Source organism: Acidimicrobiales bacterium (genome assembly GCA_041394265.1).
GTDB lineage: Bacteria > Actinomycetota > Acidimicrobiia > Acidimicrobiales > SZUA-35 > JBBQUN01.
In genome coordinates, this window is sequence record JAWKIO010000005.1 from 3314493 (window position 1) to 3335569 (window position 21077).

20 protein-coding genes are annotated in these 21077 nt (G+C 67.6%); 14 read left to right on the plus strand and 6 right to left on the minus strand.

Features of this window, described 5'->3' with window-relative positions:
* Position 1: 1 nt before the first annotated feature.
* From R2733_16220 to R2733_16230, 3 genes are read left to right on the plus strand one after another with little or no spacing between them, the layout of a single operon-like run.
* The gene (locus tag R2733_16220; protein MEZ5378055.1) at positions 2 to 1258 is read left to right on the plus strand and encodes a cytochrome P450; all 1257 of its coding nucleotides are present in this window, start codon (positions 2 to 4) and stop codon (positions 1256 to 1258) included.
* Positions 1255 to 1482: a ferredoxin gene (locus R2733_16225; GenBank protein ID MEZ5378056.1), complete on the plus strand. Its 228-nt coding sequence runs from the start codon at positions 1255 to 1257 to the stop codon at positions 1480 to 1482. The genes R2733_16220 and R2733_16225 overlap by 4 nt, the downstream gene beginning before the upstream one ends.
* Positions 1479 to 2636: a CaiB/BaiF CoA-transferase family protein gene (locus tag R2733_16230; protein MEZ5378057.1), complete on the plus strand. Its 1158-nt coding sequence runs from the start codon at positions 1479 to 1481 to the stop codon at positions 2634 to 2636. The genes R2733_16225 and R2733_16230 overlap by 4 nt, the downstream gene beginning before the upstream one ends.
* 3 nt (positions 2637 to 2639) lie before the next feature.
* On the opposite strand, the gene R2733_16235 is transcribed toward R2733_16230, so the two are convergent.
* Genes R2733_16235 through R2733_16255 form a run of 5 tightly spaced genes read right to left on the minus strand, consistent with a single transcriptional unit; the run spans position 2640 to position 6614 of the window.
* Positions 2640 to 3476: a PfkB family carbohydrate kinase gene (locus R2733_16235; protein ID MEZ5378058.1), complete on the minus strand. Its 837-nt coding sequence runs from the start codon at positions 3474 to 3476 to the stop codon at positions 2640 to 2642.
* Between the two features lie 45 nt (positions 3477 to 3521).
* Positions 3522 to 4553: a biotin-dependent carboxyltransferase family protein gene (locus R2733_16240; GenBank protein ID MEZ5378059.1), complete on the minus strand. Its 1032-nt coding sequence runs from the start codon at positions 4551 to 4553 to the stop codon at positions 3522 to 3524.
* Positions 4550 to 5257, minus strand: a complete 708-nt coding sequence (locus R2733_16245) for an allophanate hydrolase subunit 1 (protein MEZ5378060.1) — start codon at positions 5255 to 5257, stop codon at positions 4550 to 4552. Before R2733_16245 ends, R2733_16240 begins: the two co-directional genes overlap by 4 nt.
* Positions 5254 to 6024 (minus strand): 5-oxoprolinase subunit PxpA, encoded by a 771-nt coding sequence (locus R2733_16250; protein MEZ5378061.1) that lies wholly within the window; start codon positions 6022 to 6024, stop codon positions 5254 to 5256. Before R2733_16250 ends, R2733_16245 begins: the two co-directional genes overlap by 4 nt.
* A gap of 56 nt (positions 6025 to 6080) precedes the next feature.
* The gene (locus R2733_16255; GenBank protein ID MEZ5378062.1) at positions 6081 to 6614 is read right to left on the minus strand and encodes a MarR family transcriptional regulator; all 534 of its coding nucleotides are present in this window, start codon (positions 6612 to 6614) and stop codon (positions 6081 to 6083) included.
* Positions 6615 to 6739: 125 nt separating this feature from the next.
* On the opposite strand from R2733_16255, the gene R2733_16260 reads away from it, so the two are divergent.
* The 5 genes from R2733_16260 to R2733_16280 all read left to right on the plus strand — a co-directional run bounded on the left by R2733_16260 (position 6740) and on the right by R2733_16280 (position 12896).
* Positions 6740 to 7918, plus strand: coding sequence for a hypothetical protein (locus R2733_16260; GenBank protein ID MEZ5378063.1), 1179 nt, complete (start codon positions 6740 to 6742; stop codon positions 7916 to 7918).
* A 14-nt stretch (positions 7919 to 7932) separates the two neighbouring features.
* On the plus strand, positions 7933 to 8745 hold the full coding sequence (locus R2733_16265; GenBank protein ID MEZ5378064.1) for an alpha/beta hydrolase: 813 nt from the start codon (positions 7933 to 7935) through the stop codon (positions 8743 to 8745).
* Positions 8746 to 8856: 111 nt separating this feature from the next.
* Positions 8857 to 10284 carry an aldehyde dehydrogenase family protein gene (locus R2733_16270; GenBank protein MEZ5378065.1) on the plus strand — a complete coding sequence of 476 codons (1428 nt, stop codon included), beginning with the start codon at positions 8857 to 8859 and terminating at the stop codon, positions 10282 to 10284.
* Between the two features lie 94 nt (positions 10285 to 10378).
* On the plus strand, positions 10379 to 12010 hold the full coding sequence (locus R2733_16275; GenBank protein ID MEZ5378066.1) for an alpha/beta fold hydrolase: 1632 nt from the start codon (positions 10379 to 10381) through the stop codon (positions 12008 to 12010).
* 97 nt (positions 12011 to 12107) lie between these two features.
* Positions 12108 to 12896 carry an enoyl-CoA hydratase-related protein gene (locus R2733_16280; protein MEZ5378067.1) on the plus strand — a complete coding sequence of 263 codons (789 nt, stop codon included), beginning with the start codon at positions 12108 to 12110 and terminating at the stop codon, positions 12894 to 12896.
* Positions 12897 to 12975: 79 nt separating this feature from the next.
* Here R2733_16280 and R2733_16285 read toward each other — a convergent pair whose 3' ends face one another.
* The gene (locus R2733_16285; GenBank protein ID MEZ5378068.1) at positions 12976 to 14076 is read right to left on the minus strand and encodes a zinc-binding dehydrogenase; all 1101 of its coding nucleotides are present in this window, start codon (positions 14074 to 14076) and stop codon (positions 12976 to 12978) included.
* Between the two features lie 90 nt (positions 14077 to 14166).
* Between R2733_16285 and R2733_16290 the strand changes: the two genes are divergently transcribed.
* The 6 genes from R2733_16290 to R2733_16315 are packed head-to-tail and all read left to right on the plus strand — an operon-like array spanning position 14167 to position 20933.
* Positions 14167 to 15288: a methyltransferase gene (locus R2733_16290; protein ID MEZ5378069.1), complete on the plus strand. Its 1122-nt coding sequence runs from the start codon at positions 14167 to 14169 to the stop codon at positions 15286 to 15288.
* 51 nt (positions 15289 to 15339) lie between these two features.
* A complete protein-coding gene (locus tag R2733_16295) occupies positions 15340 to 16767 on the plus strand; it encodes an NAD-dependent succinate-semialdehyde dehydrogenase (protein MEZ5378070.1) in 1428 nt (475 codons plus the stop codon).
* Positions 16768 to 16786: 19 nt separating this feature from the next.
* Positions 16787 to 17719, plus strand: a complete 933-nt coding sequence (locus R2733_16300; GenBank protein MEZ5378071.1) for an ornithine cyclodeaminase family protein — start codon at positions 16787 to 16789, stop codon at positions 17717 to 17719.
* A gap of 2 nt (positions 17720 to 17721) precedes the next feature.
* The gene (locus R2733_16305; protein ID MEZ5378072.1) at positions 17722 to 18717 is read left to right on the plus strand and encodes an amidohydrolase family protein; all 996 of its coding nucleotides are present in this window, start codon (positions 17722 to 17724) and stop codon (positions 18715 to 18717) included.
* A gap of 25 nt (positions 18718 to 18742) precedes the next feature.
* Positions 18743 to 19300 (plus strand): MarR family transcriptional regulator, encoded by a 558-nt coding sequence (locus tag R2733_16310; GenBank protein MEZ5378073.1) that lies wholly within the window; start codon positions 18743 to 18745, stop codon positions 19298 to 19300.
* A 10-nt stretch (positions 19301 to 19310) separates the two neighbouring features.
* Positions 19311 to 20933, plus strand: coding sequence for a methylmalonyl-CoA mutase family protein (locus R2733_16315; GenBank protein MEZ5378074.1), 1623 nt, complete (start codon positions 19311 to 19313; stop codon positions 20931 to 20933).
* Positions 20934 to 21077 lie beyond the last annotated feature (144 nt).

The following is a 21077-nucleotide window of genomic DNA, read 5'->3' on the forward strand; positions in this document are numbered from 1 at the left end:
CATGACCGACACACTCGGCACCGACGTCCCCGATCTCACCTCGCCGCAGCAGTACACCGAGGGCATCCCCTTCGAGGCGATGGCTGCGCTGCGCGCCACGCCCGGGCTGGTATGGCATCCCTATGCCGACTCGGGGTTCTGGGCAGTGACGCGCCACGCCGACATCAAGGCGGTCTCGGCGAACTCGGCAGTGTTCTCGTCCGGCATCGGACACACGAACCTGTGGGACCTCGAAGCCGATGCGCTCGAGGCGCGACGGTCCATCATCGACACCGACGCCCCCGACCACACACGACTACGTCGGCTGGTGTCGAAGGCGTTCACGCCTCGCAACATCCGGGTGTGGGAGGACACCACGCGAGCCATCGCTCGCGAGCTGCTCGACGCGTATGTGGCCGATGGTGGTGGTGACTGGGTGGCGGCGGTCGCGGCCCCGCTCCCGATCCGGGTGATCCTCACGATCCTGGGTGTTCCGGTCGATGACGCCGACTACCTCGTCGAGCTGTCGAACTATCTGGTCGAGGGCACCGGCGACCAGCCGTCATTGCCGCCCGATGCCTTCGGCAACACGACCGAGCTGCGCCTCCTGCCGTTCAGCAGCCCGGCCAGCCACGCCCTGTTCGAATACGGCGAACAGCTCGGCAACCGACGTCGCCTCGAGCCCAAGGACGACATCGTCACCCTCCTGGTGCTGGCCGAAGACGACGGCGACACGCTCAGCCACAGCGAGTACCGGAACCTGTTCCACGTGCTGGTGTTCGCCGGCAACGAGACCACCCGCACCGCAATCACACACGGGGCGATGGCCCTGGCCGACTTCCCGGACCAGCTCCGGTGGCTCCGCGCGAACCCCGACAAGATCGACCTCGCCGTCGAGGAGATCCTCCGTTGGGCCACGCCGGTGCTCCACATGCGGCGCACCGCGGCCGAAGACACCGAACTCGCCGGCACCTCGATCGCTGCCGGCGACAAGGTGGTGATGTGGTACGCCTCGGCCAACCGCGACCCCGACGTCTTCGACGATCCGTTCGTCTTCGATCTGTCCCGCGATCCGAACCCGCATTTCGCGTTCGGCGGTGGCGGATCACACTTCTGCCTCGGCGCCTTCCTCGCCCGCATGGAGATCAAGGTGCTGCTCGAGGAGTTGTTGGCTTCCAACATCGAACTCCGACCATCGGGACCGGCTCGACGCGTCGCCTCGAACTTCGTGCATGGCGTGCTGTCGGTCGACTTCGACACCATCGAGGTGACACCATGACCGAACCCGGCGAAACCATGGCAACCGACGCCGTCCGAGTCCGTGTCGACGACACGGTCTGTGTCGGCATCGGGCAATGCGAGATGCTCGAGCCCGACGTGTTCTTCATCAATGACGACGCCATCTCGACGGTGGTCGACGGTGCGACGCTGTCGGCCGAGCGGGCGGCGGTGGTGATCGAGCGCTGCCCCAGCGGGGCCATCAGCATCGTCGCCGACGCATGACGGCGCCGCTGGCCGACGTCATCGTCGTCACGCTCGAACAGGCCGTCTCCGCGCCATTTGCCACGAGGCAGCTCGCCGACCTCGGCGCGCGGATCTTGAAGATCGAGCGACCGGGTGAGGGGGACTTTGCTCGAGCGTACGACACGACCGTGGGCGGGAGTTCGGCGTTCTTCGTCTGGGGCAACCGTGGCAAGGACTCCATCGAACTCGACCTCAAGGACGAGGCCGACCGAGACCGCTTCGAGCGGCTCGTCGCCGGTGCCGATGTGTTCATCCAGAACCTCAGTCCTGCGGCGGCGTCTCGAGCTGGCGTCGCCGCTGCACAGATGGTGGAACGGCACCCCGGCCTGATCGCCTGCGACATCTCCGGGTACGGGCTCGACGGACCTCGCACCGACGACAAGGCGTACGATCTGGCGATCCAGGCCGAGGCCGGGGCCATGGCGTTGACGGGAGGTGCCGACCAGGTCTCGAAGGTCGGCTTCTCGGTGGCCGACATCGCAGCGGGAATGTACGCGCTCACGTCCATCCTGGCCGCATTGCGTCGCCGGGATCGTACGGGTGAGGGGGCCGTGGTCGAGATCTCGATGCTGGAGGCTCTCGCCGAGTGGACCGCCCCGCCTGTCTATGCCGCTGCTTCCACTGGTGTGGTGCCGACCCGAGCCGGCCACCGGCATGCACTGATCGCTCCCTACGGCGTCTATCCGCTGCGGGAGGGGCGGCAGGTCCTGATCGCCGTGCAGAACGCACGGGAGTGGCAGCTGTTCGCCGACGAAGTGCTGCGGCGACCAGAACTGGCCGACGACCCCAGGTTCGCCGACAACGAAGCTCGGATCGCCAATGTGGAGGCGCTCGAGGTCGAGATCGCCGCCGCCTTCACGGCGGTGCCGGCCGACGAGATCATGGCCCGGCTGACATCGGCCCGGATCGCCAACGGTTCGGTCAACGATCCGCTGCAGCTGTGGGAGCACGAGCAACTGCGGGCCCGGGATCGGTTCATGACCGTGACCACGCCGACCGGCACGGCCGAGGTCTTCCGCCCTCCGTTCAACGTGTCGGACTGTCCCGATCCCCGAGCTGCCGTGCCGGTACTCGGCGATCACGACTCGGGACTGATCGACGAGCTCCTTCGCCGAGCGGCTGAAGCCGACTGATCATCAGCGTTCCGTCAGTAGCGCTGCGGCGGCACGATGCCCGGCGTCGGTCGCTCCGATGGGATCCATGCGCCAGTCGGCGGTGAGGAAGCCGGCAGCGAAGGCGTCACCCGCACCCGTGGAATCGGTCAAGGCCGGTAGTGGGGCCGTCGGTACCTCGACGGTGGCGACGCCTGGTCGGTAGACGAGCGCGGCTGCTGCTCCACGTTTGACGACGGTGAGCGGCGCCAGCTCGGCATTGTCGATGCCGAGGGCAGTCGCTTCGTCGTCGTTGGCGAACAACACGTCGGGTGCGAGTTCGGTGATCAGTCCACGAGTCGCTGTCCTGCCGCCCAGCGCGTCGACCAAGGCCGTCGATGAGGCGTCGATCGAAACGGCAATCGTCTGCTCACGGGCCCACGAGGTCAGCGTGCGAGCGGTCGCTGCGAGTGCGCCACCGTCGAGTCCATACAGCGGGACATGCAGTGTGGTGATGCCGTCGAGCCATGCCGGGTCGGGCTTATCGAGGTCGCGGCAGGATCGACGGTCGGTGAGCATCGAACGCTCGCCTTGCTCGTCGACGAGCACGATGATCGTGCCGGTGCTCCCGCCGCGTCGCACCGCATCGGTGTCGACCCCGGCGACGGCGAGCTCGGCGACCAGCGCCGTGCCGATGGCATCGTCGCCGACCTGGCCGAGGAACCGTGCCCGGTGACCGAGTGATGCCGCCGCTGCCGCAACGTTGGCGGCGCTGCCACCCCGGCGCCGCACGATGCGCGACTCGGTGTCGGACGCCAGCTGGATCGGGCCGCCGAGCGTGACCACGATGTCTTCGATCAGATCGCCCAGTACCCCCAACACCATCGCAGTCTATGAGGGTATTGGTGAGGGCTCCCGTCCCGCCGCCTACTCATCGTCGGGCGTCGGCACCGAACCGATGAGGTTCTCGTGCATGAGTCGGTGCGTCAGCGTCCGTCCCGGTCCGGCAAGGCGTTCGAGGTAGGTTGCAACGTCGGCGGCTCGACGACGGGCGATGTCGATGGCCTCGCCCGGGGTCACAGGTGTGAAGGAGATCGCATCACCCGGCCGCCGCTGCGCCACCTCGTCGAGGTCGCTCGCTATGACGGTTGCGATCTTCGGGTAGCCGCCGGTGGTCTGGTGATCGGCGAGCAACAGGGTGGGGACACCGTCGCCGGCCACCTGGATCGAGCCACGCACGATCGGCTCTGACGGAATCGAGAGCGAGTCGCGCAGCTCGAGCGGAGGACCGATCAGGCGCACCCCCATTCGGTCGTAGGCATCACTGAGGCGGTACTCGGCCGATTCGAACGTGGTGACGGCGGAGGGTTGGAAGTGGTGGTCCTGAGGGCCCATCACGACTCGTGCCTGACCGCGTGGCGCCGAGAGGTCCGGTTGCGGCACCGGCCCGAGCCGACGCGCATCGAGCCGAGGACCGGCCACGGTGAGGATCTGGCCCACACCCAGCTGCCCACCGCCGAGTCCTGAGATCGAATGCGTCGCCGTGTGGCCGAGCCACGCCGGTGCTTCCAGGTGCCCGGCGAAGGCCGCGTACGTCCAGCTTCCGCTCGTGCCGGCGTGGATCGACAGCTCATCACCGGTCCGCAACCCGACCACGGTCCACGAGTCGACCTCGTGCTGATGGTGCCGCCCGCCAGCTCGGTGCCGGACAACGAACTCGCCACCGACCACCGCAACGGCAACGGGCCCGAGATCGCACGTCAGTGTCAGACCAGCGACGGACACCTCGATCGCGGTGGCGTTGCGCTCGTTGCCGAGCACCACGTTTGCGGCCGCATGGGAGAGGCGGTCCATCGGACCCGACGCCGGCACGCCGAAACGCATCTGCCGGAAACGTCCGGCGTCCTGGAACGACACGTGCGGTCCGACCCGGTCCACACGGAGCCGAGCCTCGGTCATGACGTGTGGCTCGCAGTGCCGATGGCGGCCGCCTCCAGGCGGTTGTAGCTCGCCAGGTCGACCCGCTCGAACACCACGCGATCACCCGGAGCGAAGAGGAACGGATCAGCGTGATCCGGCCGCAGGACTCGGGTGGGGGAGCGCCCGATCACCGACCACCCGGTCGGCATGTCGAGCGTGGTGATCAGGCATTGCGGTCCGGCGATGATCACGCTGCCGGCGGCGATCCCGCGCACGGCGGCCTGCTTGCGCGGAACCTGGATCGGCTCGGGCACCCCCGCCATGTAGGCGTAGCCGGGAGCGAACCCGTACATCGCCACTCGGTACTCGCCGGCGAGGTGGGCCTCGATCACGGCCTCGGTGCTGCGCCCGGTGGCGGCGGCCACCGTCGAGAGGTCGAGCGCAAGGCTCGGGTCGTAACAGATCGGCACCCGATGCACGGTGGGTTCGGTGGTGTGCGCATCCTCGTTCGCCAACAGGGCGAGCACCGCGTGGGTGAGCGCATCGTGATCGGTGGCGAGCGGGTCGAAGTCGATCAGGAGATTGACGAACGCCGGGACGACCTCGAGGAGTCCGGCCGGCGGTTGATCTTCGAGTGCTCGATCGAGCGCGACGACCGAATGGCTCGCACGGTCGCTGATCTCGGTCGCGAACTCGACCAGCAACGCGTGGTCGGCGATGGCCGTGAAGGTCGGCGTGGTCACCGCGCCGTGGCGAAGCCGACGAGTTCGACGCCGTTCGCCGTCAGGGTGTCGCGGATGCGCCGGGTCATCTCGACGGCGACCGGGCTGTCGCCGTGGACGCAGATCGAATGTGCTTCGAGAGGTATCGGGTCGCCGTCGACCACCGGCATCAGTCCGGTCTCGAGGAAGCCGAGCAGTCGTTCGGTGGCTTCGCCGGCGTCGTGCAGCACCGCACCGGGCTGGGAACGGGGCACGAGCTGGCCGGACGACAGATAGGCCCGGTCGGCGAAGACCTCGGAGTAGACCACCACGCCCTCGGCCCGCGCCACGTGCTCGAGTTGGGTTCCCGAGATGGCCAACACGGCGAGTTGTTCGTCGACCGACTGGAGCGCCGCCACGATGGCTTTGGACACGTCGGTGTCGGCCGCCGCCAGGTTGCCCAGCGCCCCGTGGGGTTTGACGTAGCGGACCTCGACCGGCACGGTGGCGGCGATCGCCCGCAGGGCGCCCACCTGGGCGGCGACGATCCGGCCGACTTCGGCTGGCGACATCGGGATGACACGTCGCCCGAATCCTTCCCGGTCGTAGTAGCCGGGGTGAGCGCCGACCACGACACCGTTCTCGGCCGCAACGCTGAGCGTCCGGTACATCGTCTCGGGGTCGCCGGCATGTCCACCGCAGGCGATGTTCGCGCTCGACACGAGCTCCAACATGGCGTCGTCGTCACCCATCGGCCACGGGCCGAATCCCTCGCCGAGATCGGAGTTCAGATCGATCTGTCTCGCCATCGCCGGAGTATAGAGGGGCGCCCTCGAGCCCTCTGGTCGACACACGCCGGGTGGCGCTACCCGCCAGCTCCGTCGGATCGATCTTCGAGGGTGCGCACGATTGACCGCAGCGTCGACGCCAGCGCCTTCTTCTGCTTGGTCGACAGGTGGTCGGTGATGCGCGCTTCTTCGGCGTTGAAGGTGGGGAAGAGGTCGGCCATCGTGGCGTTGCCCAGGTCGGTGGCAGCAATGAGGACGAGGCGCTTGTCGTTCGGATGGGTTCGTCGCTCGACGAGTCCTCGACGTTCGAGAGTCGTGACCACGCCGGTCAGGGTCCCCTTGGTGATGCCGGCTTCGGCGGCGAGATGTCGGGCCTCTCGTTCGCCCCATACCCAGAGCACCCACAGCGTGGTGAAGGCGGTGAACGACAGGTCATGGTCGGCGAGCACGGTCCGTTCCATGTGGTACCGGGCCAGGTTGGCCACCCGGAAGACGTTCGACACGGCGGCCAGCGAGTCGAAATCGATCTGGAGATCGCCGATCGCCTCCTGAACGTCTCGCTCGGCGGCGATGAGATCGTCGTCGTTCCCCGACGTGAAACCTCTCGCCATCAGCGTCGATCGTGGACGGGCGCCATCGGGCGACAGTATCGTTCGGGCCCAAACGTTCGCCACCCGGTCACGTCCTGCGCCGTCCACGAGCGACGCCGAGCACGACCGAGCATGCTGGAGGACCGATGACTGACACCGCCGATCGCCCATCCGATGACCCGTCGGGGTCTCCGCTCCGCCCGCTCGCCGACTACGCGATCGGCACGACGTCGGGCTTCGTCCCCGTCCGCGATCCGCTCGTCGACATGCCCGAGGCGTTCGCCGCGGTCGAAGACGTGGTGCAGACGCTGGCTCCGCTGATCCGCGCCGGTCGGGTACGAGCGGCCATTCGCTCGCTGCCGCAGGTCGATCCTTCGCTTGCCAACGACGACCGCGAACGGGAGCGCCTGTTCCTTGCACTGACCGTGCTCACCAACGCCTGGGTGTGGTCCGACGGCGAGCCCGACCTCACGGTCCCGGCGAACCTGGCCGTGCCGGTCTGCGCGCTGGCCGAGCAGCTGGGCCGCGAACCGATCGTGTCGCACGCTTCGATGGCGCTGCAGAACTGGCGCCGGGTCCACGTCGACGAGCCGCTCAGCGCCGACAACGCCGAGCTGCTGGTCGGTTTCCACGGCGGCACCGACGAGACGTGGTTCTTCACCGCGACGCTCGGCGTCGAACTCGCCGCGGCGCCGATCATCGCCGACCTCCATGCCGCAGCGAATGCGGCCGCCAACCACGATCACGGCGAGTTGTTGGGGCGGCTCGTCTCGACCGCGAACGCCATGCTGACGCTCAACGTTGCCCTGGAACGCATGCGGGAGTGGTGCGACCCGCACTTCTTCTACGGCCGCCTGCGTCCGTTCCTCGCCGGCTGGCCCGAGCCCGGCGTCGTCTACGAGGGTGTCGATCCAACGCCCCGGATCCTCGCCGGTGGCAGTGCCGGGCAGAGCTCGGTGATCCAGGCCCTCGATGCCGCGCTCGGGGTCACGCATCAGGGCGTGGCTGGAACCTTCCTCGGGGCGATGCGCCGCTACATGCCACCGCCACACCGCCGGTTCATCGTCGACCTCGAACAGCGATCGCCCCTGCGAGCAATCGCCACCAGCGGTGACGCCCCGGACGTCACGGCGGCGTACGACGCGATCGTCAGCGAGCTCGATTCGTTCCGCCAGCGCCACATCCGGCTGTCGGTCGACTACATCCGCAAGCCCTCGAACGACGCAGATCTGGTCGGCACCGGAGGGTCGGACTTCGTCGAGCTGTTGCGCGACGCGAGGACTGATACGCTCGGCGCCCGGCCGCGCCCCTCAGGTCCCAGCTGATGCACCCCCGGGAGATGACCAGGGCGGAGCTCGACCGAGCGCTCTCGCCGAGCGCGACGGTCGAACGTCTCGATCACTACCTCTGGCTGTACGCCGAGCAGAGCCGGATGGCCCCGGAGGCGCTCGCCGACGTCGCCCGAATCGACGTGGCCTACGGGCCCGATGAGCGGCATCGGCTCGACCTGTTCACCAGCGGTGAGCCGGGAGCACCGTTGGTCGTCTTCGTCCATGGTGGTTTCTGGCAGGCGCTGTCGAAAGACAGCTCGTCATTTGCCGCACCAGCTTGTCGAGAGGCGGGCGTGCACTTTGCCGCGATCAGCTATCGGCTCGGCCAGACCACCGGACTCGCCGGCATCGTCAACGACGTTCGCCTGGCGCTGGAAGAGCTGGGGGAGTTGGCCGACGACGCAGGGTTCGATCCGGGGCGAGTCGTGCTCGTCGGCCATTCGGCCGGCGCTCATCTGGCGGCGATGGTGGCCGCCACCGGCGGTGTCGATTCGCTCGACATCGCCGGAGTCTCCCTGATCGGCGGGGTCTTCGACCTCGCACCGGTTCAGCGCTCGTACGTCAACGACGTGATGCAGCTCAGCGACAGCGACGTGGCCGCACTCAGCCCCGTTCGGCTGGAACCGCCGTCCGGGGTGCGGGTGCTGGTCACCTATGCCGAGCTCGATACTCCCGAATTCCAGCGCCAGTCCGAGATGTTGGCCGATCGTTGGGGCACCGATCTGGAACCACCGCAGCCCGGGCTCAACCACTTCAATTCGCCGATGGACCTCGCGGATCCGGCCTCACGCCTCTTCCGCCACACGCTCGCACTGGCCTGACCTCGTCGGTGCGTGTCTCCGAACACCGGCGCCCGGGTTGCCGAGCCGGAGGCCCGGCTGCAAGATTGGGTTCACGCGCGAATCAGCGTTGACGACCAACCGGAGAATCCCATGGATCACGCACGTCAGTTCTACATCAACGGTGAGTGGGTCGAGCCCAAGTCGACCGACACCATCGATGTCATCAACCCCACCACCGAAGAAGTCCTCGAGACCATTGCCGCCGGCGGCGTGAGCGACGTCAACGACGCGGTCGCCGCAGCCAAGGCAGCGTTCGTCACCTTCTCGGCCACCTCGAAGGAGGAGCGAGTGGCGCTTCTCGAGAAGATCATCGAGGTCTACAAGTCCCGCATGGGCGACATCGCCGCGGCGGTCACCGCCGAGATGGGCGCCCCGTCCACCCTCGCCAACCGGGCCCAGGCTCCGTCGGGTCTCGGCCACTTCATGTCGACCCTTGCTGCGCTCAAGGACTACGAGTTCGAGGAGCAGATCGGCACCACCTCCGTCGTCTCCGAACCGATCGGCGTCTGCGCCTTCATCACCCCCTGGAACTGGCCGCTGAACCAGATCGCCGCCAAGGTGGCGCCCGCCATCGCCGCCGGTTGCACCATGGTGCTGAAGCCGTCCGAGGTCGCTCCGCTCAACGCCCTGGTCTTCGCCGAGATCATGCACGAGGCCGGTGTCCCCGCCGGCGTCTTCAACCTCGTCAACGGCGATGGCCTGTCGGTCGGTGTGCCGCTGTCGTCGCATCCCGATGTCGACATGGTGTCCTTCACCGGCTCGACCCGGGCCGGAATCGAGGTGGCGAAGAACGCAGCGCCGACCGTGAAGCGGGTGGCGCAGGAGCTCGGCGGCAAGTCCGCCAACATCATCCTCGACGACGCCGACATTGCCGCCACCGTCTCGCGTGACCTGTTCGGCATGTGCATGAACACCGGCCAGTCCTGCAACGCCGGCAGCCGCATGCTCGTGCCGGCCGACAAGATGGAAGAAGCCATCGCCGTGGCGAGGACGACCGCCGAGGGCATCCCGGTCGGTGACCCGACGGCCGAAGGCGTGGCCGTCGGCCCGGTGGTCTCCGAGGCCCAGTTCCTCAAGATCCAGGCCCTCATCCAGAAGGGCATCGACGAGGGCGCCACCCTCGTCACCGGCGGCATCGGTCGCCCCGACGGCATCGACAAGGGCTACTTCGTGAAGCCCACGGTCTTCGCCAACGTCACCAACGACATGACCATCGCTCGTGAGGAAATCTTCGGCCCGGTCATCTCGATCCTGGCCTACGACGACGAAGACCAGGCCGTCGAGATCGCCAACGACACCGAGTACGGCCTCTCGGGCTATGTGTCCTCGGCCGACCAGGAACGGGCCAAGTCCGTCGCTCGTCGCCTGCGCACCGGCATGGTGCACCTCAACGGCTCGCCGCTCGACAACAAGGCGCCGTTCGGTGGCTACAAGCAGTCGGGCAACGGTCGCGAGTTCGGCGCTCACGGCCTCAAGGAGTTCCTCGAGGTCAAGTCGATCTTCGGCGGCAACGCCTGATCGTTCTCCCACGTCGCCGGTGGTGACAGGTCGAACTGTCACCACCGGCATGGGTTGACCTCACCGCAGGGTGTGAGGTCGGTAGCCTCTGCGGATGCCCGCTCGTCCGCATCCGTTCTCGACCTCTCGCCGCTCCGAGATCCGGCCACTGCGGCGGATGGCCGCGCTGGTCGCCGGGGCGATCCTCGCAGCGTCGTGCTCCTCCGGTGATCGTCCGGAGTTGAGCAGCTCGGCCGAGCCGGGTTCCGGTGCGCTCAGTGGATCGTCGACGACCTCGTCCGACGCGGCGACCGGTACGACTGTCGGCGGCGAGTCGTCGGACACGACCGCACCCGACGCTCCAGCCGACGTGGAGCCCGTCGACTGGCGCCCCTGCGGCGACGCCGACTGTGCCGACCTCGAGGTGCCGCTCGACTACGCCGATCCCGGTGGCGCCACCATCTCGATCGCCATGGCCCGCCTCGCGGCCACTGGCTCAACCGAGGAACGGATCGGATCGATCTTCGTGAACTTCGGTGGACCGGGTGGCGAGGGGACCGAGACGATCCAGTCGTTCACACCGTTCGTCCCGGTGGAATTGCGTCAACGCTTCGACATCGTGTCGTTCGACCCGCGTGGCGTCGAGGACACCTCGGGTCTCGGTTGCGACGACGAGATCGGCGACGAGACCACGGTGCTGGTCGACGGCGACGATGGGTTCGATGACGAAGTCGCCGCCGATCGGGTCGTGTGGGACCGGGTCATGGCCTGCGTTGCGTCCAGCCCCATCGTGAACGACATCGGGACGGTCGCGGTGGTCAACGACCTCGACATGATGCGTCGAGCGGTTGGCGACGACGCGCTGACCTACCTCGGCTTCAGCTACGGCACCGAGATCGGGTGGGTCTATGCGACCCTCTACCCCGAGTCGGTGCGGGCGATGGTGCTCGACGGTGCGGTCCCACCGGCCGAAGGCCTCGTCGAGGAGACCTTCGGCCAGCTCGTCGCCATCGATGCGGCGATCAAGCGGTGGGACACCGGTTGTGCACAGTCGCCCGATTGCCCCCTGCGCGACGAGGGCTACGAGCGTACGATCCTGCGGCTGATGGACGAACTGGAGGCCACCCCGATCCCGATGTCCGACGGCACCACCTTCGGCCCGGTCGACCTCGGCAATCTCGTGGTCGGCATGACCTACCTCGACCAGAGCGACTGGGGTCCGACCTTCGTCGACGCCGTTGCCGCATTGGATCAGGGCGACGTACAACAGGTGGCCGGTATCGCCGAGGTGTTCGAGGGCGGCTCCGAGGAGGCCACCTTCTGGTCGGTGCTGTGCGCCGATGGATCGGGCGTATTGTCCGACGGCAACTACGCCGATCTGTACGCCGAGGCTCTGCAGCTGTCGCCGATCGTCGGTCAGCTTCCGGGTGGCATCTTCTGCGACACCTACCCCGGCGAGATCGACGGACTGCCGACGCTCGACACGACGGGCACGCCGCCGCTGCTCGTCATCGGCAACACCGGCGACAACGCAACGCCGTATCCCGACGCGGTGAAGCTCGACGAATTGTTGGCCGACAGTGTGCTGCTCACCTACGACGGGCCGGGCCACACCATCACGTTCTTCGACCAGTGCGTGGATGGCATCGTCGTCGACTACTTCATCGACCTGGTCACGCCCGCACCGGGCACCCGCTGTGGCAACCAGTCCAAGGTCGGCGACGGCTGGTTCGTGCCGATCGACTGAGCCAGGTCGGGAACACGCCGAGCCGCCGAGGTCGATCGCCGCCCTCCGGTAGGCGGTGTCGGTACCGCAGGACTCGGCGGTCGGCTACGTTCGGCCGATGGCATTCACCACGCTCAGCTACGACGTCCGCGACGGCGTCGGCCACGTCCGGTTCACCCGCCCCGAGGGCGCCAACGCCGTCAACCCGGCACTGGCTCGCGATCTGCGAGACGTCGTCATCGAGATCCAGTTCGATGACGCGGTCAAGGCCGTCTCGGTCACGGCCGAAGGCAAGGTCTTCTGCGCCGGCGGCGACCTGAAGGAGTTCAACGACGCCGGCGACGGTCTTCCGACGATGGCATCGCAGATGCTCGTCGACTTCCACGCCGCCATCAACCGCATGAACCGCACCCCCAAGCCGTTCGTGGCCGGTGTCGGCGGTGCAGCGGGTGGCGCGGGCATGTCGCTCATGTCGGCCTTCGATCTCGTCGTCGCGTCCGAGACGGCGAAGTTCACCATGGCGTACACCCGGGCGGGAGTCACCCCCGACGGCACGTCGACCTACTTCATCTCCCGCCACATCGGCGTGCGGCGGATGCTCGACCTCACGCTCACCAACCGAGTGTTGTCGGCGGCCGAGGCCGAGTCGTGGGGTCTGGTCAACCGAGTCGTGGCGCCCGACGAGGTCGACGCGCAGACCGCGGCGTTGGCCCAGCAGTTGGCCGACGGCGCATCGTGGGCGCTCGGCATGGCCAAGCGCATCGTCTACGAGGGCCACGACACCTCACTCGAGAAGGCGGGCGAGCTCGAGGCTGCCGTCATCACCGAGTCGATGGGCCGTCACGACGGCCGCGAGGGCATCGCCGCCTTCGTCGAAAAGCGCGCCGCCAACTTCACCGGCCAATAGCCACCGCGCCCGGCCACGCCGCGCCGAACCAAACCGCGGGGAGGCCCTGAGCTTTGGCGAGCGCTGGGCGGCGCAGTGGCTAGGGGCGGACGAGGATCTTCACGTGTTGCTCGGGGTCGGCGAGGTCGGTGAACGCCTGCGGTGTGCCTGACAGGTCGACCGAGCCGGTGATCAGCGCGTCGATCCCCGGCAACGATGCCGTGGAGATCTTGGCCAGCGTGGTGGCGAACTCCTCGCCGGTGTAGCCCAGCACGAACTGGAACTCGAGCTCCTTGTTGATGCCGACGAACGGCTCGAACTGGTCGGCTTCCATGCAGACACCGACCACCACGATGCGGGTGCCGCGCTGTGCGCCCTCGGCCACTCGGGCGATCATGCCGGGCACACCCACGCACTCGAAGATCACGTTCGGCTTGGCCGTGATCCCAGCGAACCCGTTGAACGGGTCGTGACGGTCGACTCCCTTGGGCCAGCACATCGTGGCCCAGGTGTCGTACGGCGATTCGCTGCCGGGATCGATCACCACGTCGGCACCGAGGTGAGCAGCCAGGGCTCGACGGGTGGGGGAGAAGTCCGACGCAATGATGGGGCCGACCCCTCGCGCCCGAAGGGCAACGATGACGGCGAGTCCGACCGGACCGCAACCGACGACGAGCGGGACCGAGTCGGGTTCGAGCCGGGCCTTCGCCACCGCGTGCTCGCCGACGGCCAGGGGTTCGGTGAGCGCCGCCAGCTCGGTGGGGACGTCGGTGCCGACGGGCAGGCACATGCGAGCATCGACGGCCATCCGTTCGGCATAGCCGCCGTTCATGTCGTTGGAATAGCCGACCGCCTGGAAGATGCCGCGGGCGGTCGACATCGGCAGGGAGCAGACTCGATCGCCCACCTGCAGTGGGGTACCGGCAGCCGAGAGGTGTTCGCTCCCGGGCCCGAGGTCGACGATCTCGAGGCAGTACTCGTGGCCCATCACGAGATCTCGGCTGGGATCGATCCGGCCCCGCTTCGGGCTCGGGTTCCCGATGCCCTGGGCGGCCATGCGGTCGATGTGCTTGGCGGCGTGAAGGTCGCTGCCACAGATGCCGCAGGCCAACACCTTGGCCAGAACCTGGCCTTCGGTGGGCGTGGGCTCGGCGATGTCGTCGACGATCAGCTCTCGGTTGCGTAGCACGACGGCCTGCATGGCGGACTCCTCGTTCGATGGTCGTTGGTGGTGCAGCCTGGCACAGGTGCCGTCCGACGTTCGATTCGGCTCGCCGGTAGCGTCGAGCCGATGAGTGACCGGATGGCCACCCCCGGCGGCAGCGTCGAACTGCGGCGTCTGCCCGACACCGGCGATGGTCCGCTCCGCGCCTGGGACGCCGCCGACGAGCTGATCCTCGAGCATCTCCGGGCCAGTGGCGTCATGGGTGAGCGCTGGCTGATCGTCAACGATCTCTTCGGTGCGCTGGCGGTAGCCCTGGCGGAGCATCGTCCGCAGTCCTGGGGCGACTCGTTCACCTCACAACAGGCGTCAGCCCAGAACCTGGACCGCAACGGCGTCGGCGCGTCGATGGTGCACTTCGTCTCCAGTATCGAGGTGCCCGAAGCGCCGATCGACGTGGTGGTCATGAAGGTGCCGCGCTCGCTCGCCCTGCTCGAGGATCAGCTTCGGAGGCTGCGTCTGATGCTGCATCGTGACAGCGTCATCGTTGCCGGTGGCATGGTGAAGTCGATCCACCGTTCGACCCTCGAGGCGTTCGAATCGATCGTCGGCCCGTCGCCCACCTCGTTGGCGAAGAAGAAGGCCCGCCTGATCCATCCGTCGTTCGATCCGTCGCTCGAGGTCGGACCGTCTCCGTACCCGAGTCGGTACGAGCTCGATGACGGCTCGCCGGTGATCGAACATGCGAACGTCTTCTCTCGAGGCCGTCTCGACATCGGAACACGGGCGATGCTCGACCACCTCCCACGCATCGAGGACGGGGCCGACGTTCTCGACCTGGGCTGCGGCAACGGCTTGCTCGGACTCACGGCTGCTCGCCGATCCGCGGTCGGATCGCTCACGTTCGTCGACGAGTCGTACCAGGCGATCGAGTCGGCTCGTGCGAATGCCAAGGCCTGGAGCGTCGAGGTGCCGACGAGGTTCGTCGTCGATCGCACCCTCGGCGGCATCGAGTCGTCTTCGATCGACGTCGTGCTCAACAACCCGCCGTTTCATGCGCACCAGAGCCGGGGTGATGACACGGCCCGGTCGATGTTCGCCGACGCTCGACGGGTGCTGCGTCCCGGCGGTCAGCTCGTCGTCGTCGGGAATCGACACCTGGACTATCACAAGCAGTTGCGGCGCCGGTTCGGCAATTGCGACGTGGTGGGCTCGACACCGAAGTTCGTGATCCTGCGCGCGATGCGCTGACCGTCGACCAGCGGAGCGTGCCGACGCCCCGACGTCTGCCACAATGACGCCATGCAGACACGACTCTTGATCGACGGCGAGTGGCGCAACGGGGCAACCGGCGAGGAGATCCCCGTCATCAACCCGGCCAACGGCGAAACGATCACCAGCATCGCCGCCGGAACGCCCGACGATGCCACGGCAGCGTGCGACGCGGCCGCCGCCGCTCAGGCCGCCTGGGCCCGCACCGCTCCCCGCGAGCGAGGCGAGATCCTGCGCCGCTGCTGGCAGCTGATGATCGACCACACCGACGAGCTGGCCGATCTGATCACGCTCGAACACGGCAAGCCGCTGGCCGACGCCCGAGGCGAGGTCGCCTATGCGGCCGAGTTCTTCCGGTGGAACTCCGAGGAGGCCGTGCGGATCCACGGCTCGATCGCCACCGCTCCTTCCGGCGCGAACCGCATGATCGTGCACCATGTCCCCATCGGCGTCGTCATCATCGTGACGCCGTGGAACTTCCCGGCCGCGATGATCACCCGCAAGCTGGCTCCGGCCTTGGCGGCGGGCAACACGGCGGTGATCAAGCCGGCGAAGGACACGCCGCTGACGGCACTGCGTATCGGCGAACTCATGATCGAGGCCGGTGTCCCGGCCGGAGTGGTCAACATCGTGCCTACGGCATCGTCGGGCTCGTGGTTCGATGCCGCCGTCGATCACCCGGCCACCAGGATGGTGTCGTTCACCGGTTCAACCGAAGTCGGCCGGGTCCTACTCGCCCGTTCGGCCGACCGGGTGCTGAAGACGGTGATGGAGCTCGGCGGGAATGCGCCGTTCGTCGTCTTCGCCGACGCCGATCTCGACGCCGCCGTCGAAGGTGCCATGGTGGCGAAGATGCGTCATTCGGCCGAGACCTGCACGGCGGCCAACCGCTTCTATGTCGAGGCACCGGTGGTCGATGAGTTCGCAGCCAAGCTCGCCGCGGCCATGGCGGCCGTCGGAGTGGGCGACGGCCACGACGACGGAGTGAGCTGCGGGCCGATGATCAACAAGGCGGCGATCGACGACATCGACGAACTCGTGCAGTCGGCGATCGGCGCAGGGGCCACGGTGATGACCGGTGGCGGTCCGCTCGACCGGCGCGGCTACTTCTACGAACCCACCGTGCTGTCGGGCGTCGAGCACTCCTCGCCGATCGTGCACCAGGAGATCTTCGGCCCGGTGGCCCCGATCATCTCGTTCACCGACACCGACACCATGATCGACATGGCGAACGACACCGAGATGGGGCTCACCGCCTACGTCTACACGAGCGACATCGGTCGCGGGCTGGCAGTGTCGGAGCGGATCCAAGCCGGAATGATCGGGCTGAACCGGGGCGCCGTGTCCGACCCGGCGGCACCGTTCGGCGGCATGAAGCAGTCGGGTCTCGGGCGCGAGGGCGCGAGCGAGGGGATCTACGAGTTCTGCGAGACCCAGTACATCGCCACCAACTGGTGAGCGAACGAGGAGCGAACGTATGAGTGCATCGGTGCCATACCTGTCGGCTGAAGAGGTGAGGTCGATGGTGTCGATGGGCGACACGATCGAGGCGCTGCGGGCGGCGTTCGGCGAGCGGCGTCCAGCACCCGAGCGTGGGGTGGCGGCCTTCGATCTCGGCAATCTGCTGACCATGCCGGCCGTCGCAGGGTCGAATGCGGGGGTGAAGGTCATCACGTTGGTGCCCGGCAACCCCGAGCGAGGTTTGCCCGCCATCCAAGGTCTCTACGTGTTGTTCAGCGCCATCGACGGCCGGGTGCGGGCGCTGCTCGACGGCGGGTGCCTGACCGCGCTGCGGACGCCGGCTGCGTCCGGGCTGGCGGCCGACTACTTGGCGCCGGACGCCCCGACCACCATCGGCATCATCGGCGCCGGTGTTCAGGGACACGGTCACCTCGAAGCGATGCGAGCGGTGCGGCCGAGCTTGTCGAGCGTGGTGGTGGCGAGTCGCTCGTCGGCGTCGGCCGAGGCGCTGGTCGACGCTGCTCGGAGCGAAGGTCTCGAGGCGCGAGTGGGCTCGATCGCCGAGGCCTCGTCGTGCGAGATCGTCTGTGCGTGCACGTCGGCTCAGCAGCCGATCCTGCCCGGCGTACTCCCGGATGGCTCGTTCCTCAGCGCCATCGGTGCCTATCTCCCGGATCAGGCCGAGATGCCACCGGCGCTCGTTGCCGGAAGTGATGTCTGGGTCGACGCCGAGGCAGCAGCCCGCGTCGAGGCCGGCGATCTGATCCAGGCAGCCGACACCGGAGCGTGGTCGTGGGACCAGCTTCGAGGTGACCTCGTCGATCTGGTGTGTCAAGGTGCACCGGCGTCGGCCGATGGTCGACCCCGCATCTTCAAGAGCGTCGGCCTGTCGATCGAAGACCTCACCCTCGCCGATCTGGCCGCCACCCGAGCAGGAATCGAGCCGTAGTCATGGACCAACAACAGGCCGACTGGCTGGCCCTCTACACCGAGGAGCCCGTCGATCCGGCGCAGGAGATCTGCGACCCGCACCACCACCTGTGGGACTTCCCGACCGATCGGTATTGCCTCGAAGAGCTGCGGGCCGACACCGGCGCCGGTCACAACATCGTCAGCACCGTGTTCATCGAGTGCACCGCCGGTTACCGCGCCGACGGACCCGAAGCGATGCGGCCGGTGGGGGAGACCGAGTTCGTCCTGGCGCAGGCGATCGAGAGCGCCGACACCGAGGGCAGCGAGATCAAGGGCATCGTCGGTCTCGCCGACCTCACGCTCGGCGCCGATGTTGCCGAGGTGCTCGAGGCACACATCGAGGCGGGCGGCGGCCGGTTCAAGGGCATCCGTCATGCCACGGCCTACGACCCGAGTCCCGACGTTCGGCGCTCGCATACCAGGCCGACGCCAGGTCTGATGGGTGAGCCGTCGTTCCGCGAAGGGTTCGCCCAACTCGGTCGCCACGACCTGCGTTTCGACGCGTGGCTCTATCACCCGCAGATCACCGAGCTGGTCGACCTCGCCCACGCCCATTCCGATGTGTTGATCGTGCTCGATCACCTCGGTGGCCCGCTCGGTGTAGGGCCGTACGCGGGTCGGCGCGACGAGGTCCGGGCCGAGTGGCGCCGCTCGATCATCCAACTCGCAGAGTGTCCGAACGTGAGTGTGAAGCTGGGCGGCATCGGCATGACCGTCTACGGGCTCGACTGGCATCACCAGCCGACGCCGCCCACGTCCGATGCCCTCGCCGAGGCCTGGGGTCCCGACATCGAGTTCTGCATCGGACAGTTCGGGGTCCGGCGTTCGATGTTCGAGTCGAACTTCCCCGTCGACCGGCGATCGACCGGCTACACGGTCCTGTGGAACACCTTCCAGAAGCTCACCGCCGACTACTCACCCGACGAACGATCGGCGTTGTTCCACGACACCGCCAGCGCGTTCTACGACCTCTGAGCGGCAGACCCGGTAGGTTCACCAGGTGGCTCGCAACGAACCGCTCACCTTCGACCCCATCGCCGAGGCGCGACGCCAGTGGGACCGTCGCGCGTTCGCGGCATCGTCGGCGATGGTCGCCACCACGTCGATCATGCGAGCGCATCAGATCGTGCAACGCGCCGTCGACGAGGCGTTGGCCCCGTTCGACCTCACGTTCGCCCGTTACGAGGCCCTGACCCTCATCTCGTTCAGCCGGGCCGGCGAGCTCCCCCTCGGCAAGATGGGCGACCGCCTGATGGTGCATCCGGCGAGTGTCACCAATGCCATCGATCGGCTCGAACGGCAGGGTCTGGTGGAGCGCCGTCGGTCGTCGGTCGACCGACGCACGGTGCTCGCCGCCATCACCGACGCCGGTCGAAAGGTCGTCGAGGAAGCGACCGCGGCACTGGGGCAGATCGAGTACGGTGCAGGAGCGCTGAGCGAGTCCGAACGAGAGTCGCTGTACGACATCGTCAAGGTCTTGCGGGCCGCCGAGGGCGACTTCGTGCCGGGTGCCGACGCTCTCGATGATGAATCGACGGAAGATTCATTGGACGTCTAAGCTTCCCCCTGTGAAAGAACAGTGGGAACAAGAATTCGCCAAGTCCTCCCTGCGCGAGGGTCCGTTCGAAACGATGTCGGGCGTGCCCGTCGAGGCGGTCTACGGCCCCGACGACGGCGAGTTCCCTGGCCAGTACCCCTACACCCGAGGCATCCACGCCTCGATGTACCGATCACGCCTGTGGACCATGCGGATGTTCGCCGGGTTCGGCACCGCGGAAGACACCAATGTGCGGTTCAAGCAGTTGCTGGCCGACGGTGGCACGGGCCTTTCCACCGCCTTCGACCTCCCCACGTTGATGGGACGCGACTCCGACGACGACTTCGCCCTGGGTGAGGTCGGCAAGGCCGGAGTCGCCGTCGACACCCTGGCCGACATGGAAGATCTCTTCGAGGGGATCGACCTCGCATCGGTGTCGACCTCGATGACCATCAACTCGCCCGCCTCAATCCTGCTGGCCATGTACGTCGCCGTTGCCGAGAAGAACGGCACGCCGCGAGCGGTGCTCAACGGCACGCTGCAGAACGACATCCTCAAGGAGTACCAGGCGCAGAAGGAATACATCTTCCCGCCGCGGCCGTCGGTGCGACTCATCAGCGATCTGGTCACCTTCACGTCGGCCGAGATGCCGAAGTGGAACCCCATCTCGATCTCGGGCTACCACATCCGTGAAGCTGGCTCGACGGCTGCCGAGGAATTGGCGTTCACGCTCGGGAACGGGTTCGCCTACGTCGAGGCCGCCCTTGCCGCCGGTCTCGACGTCGACGACTTCGCCCCCCGCCTGTCGTTCTTCTTCAACAGCCACATCGACTTCTTCGAAGAGATCGGCAAGTTGCGCGCCGCCCGCCGCATCTGGGCCCGGTGGATGAAGGAGCGCTATGGCGCCAAGTCCGAGCGCTCGCTGAAGCTCCGTTTCCACACCCAGACCGCCGGTGTGTCGCTGACCGCTCAGCAGCCCGAGATCAACGTCGCTCGGGTGGCGTTGCAGGCCATGGCGGCGGCGCTCGGTGGCACCCAGAGCCTTCACACCGACGCCTACGACGAGGCACTCGCCCTTCCCACCGAGAAGGCTGCCCGGATCGCGCTGCGCACCCAGCAGATCGTCGCCTACGAGACCGGCGCCGCCAGCGTGGCCGATCCGCTCGGTGGTGCCCCGTTCGTCGAGTGGATGACCGACGAGATGGAGCGCCAGGCCGAAGACATCTTCGCCAAGGTCGACGAGATGGGCGGCGGTTCGATGCTCGAGGGCACGTTCCAGGGCATCGAGGAAGGCTGGTTCCAGGGCCGCATCGCCGACTCGGCGTATGCCTTCGAGCGCAAGGTCAACAACAACGAGCGCATCGTGGTCGGCGTCAACGCCTTCACCGAGGGCGACGACGCCGATCCGCCGCTGCTCTACATCGGCCCCGAGGTCGAGGAGCGCCAGCTCAAGCGGCTGGGCAACGTCAAGCACGACCGCAATGATGCAGCAGTCGCCGAGTCCCTCGCCGCCGTCACGGCCGCTGCGGCCGACCCGCTGGTCAACACCATGCCGCCGATCCTCGACGCGGTCCGGGCCTACGCCACGGTCGGCGAGATCATCGGTGCCCTCGGCGCCGAGTTCGGCATGTGGGAAGAACGCACGATGATCTGACCGGCCCCGCCCCGCACCCCCAATCCCAGGTTCTGTGCGTCATTCTCACCGATCCATCCGTTCTGTGCGTCAGACTTCCCGGCTGCGGGAACTCTGACGCACAGTCCGGCTTTTGCGGGGAGTTCGACGCACAGAACGAGTCGT